This window comes from Paenibacillus alba, from assembly GCF_013204855.1.
GTDB classification, from domain to species: Bacteria; Bacillota; Bacilli; order Paenibacillales; family NBRC-103111; genus Paenibacillus_E; species Paenibacillus_E alba.
The window spans coordinates 1-581 of record NZ_JABMKZ010000115.1; the positions used below are offsets into that span (position 1 = coordinate 1).

Consider the following 581-nt stretch of genomic DNA (forward strand, 5'->3'; position numbering starts at 1 on the left):
TTGCAGCTAAAATCAAAGTAACCGATAGCTATGGTATTAAGTATGAGAAAGACGAAGTAGCGAAATACAACCATGTTTTAGGTCTGACATTCTCTGCTAGCCATGTTAAAAACGGAACAGTTGAGATTAACCAATATGGTGAGATCACAGCTACACGCTCAGGCACGGCTGCAGTGACATTCGATTTAACAACAACAGCTTCCAATGGGAAATCCGCTGTAACGGCAATCACAGTGAACTAAGATGTTTTGAAAAAGAAGGCCCTTCGGGGTCTTCTTTTGATTTTATATCTAGGGCTAGTCGATCTGGAAATTTCTTATCAATGAAAAAGTGTATAGAGTATCGTATACTAAATTTGTAGCCGAGATGATATACGAAATGCTACACGAAAGAAAGTTGATGAGATGTTCATCTTTTGTCCCATTGGTTATAAGTTTTTATAACAAAAACTTTAAAATACAGGAGGAAACAAACCTTTATGAAAAAAACATTATCCGTCGTTCTTACGTCCGCCATGGCACTTTCCATGTTCTCATCCGTCGCTTTCGGTAAAACGTCCGCTGATTTCACGGACTTGAAAG

Annotated in this window: 1 protein-coding gene; it reads left to right on the top strand. The window is 38.6% G+C overall.

Annotation, left to right across the window (positions count from 1 at the left end; genetic code table 11):
* Positions 1–242: hypothetical protein (locus HQN90_RS38165; protein WP_173228000.1), on the top strand; the 242-nt coding region annotated here is incomplete at its 5' end.
* Positions 243–581 lie beyond the last annotated feature (339 nt).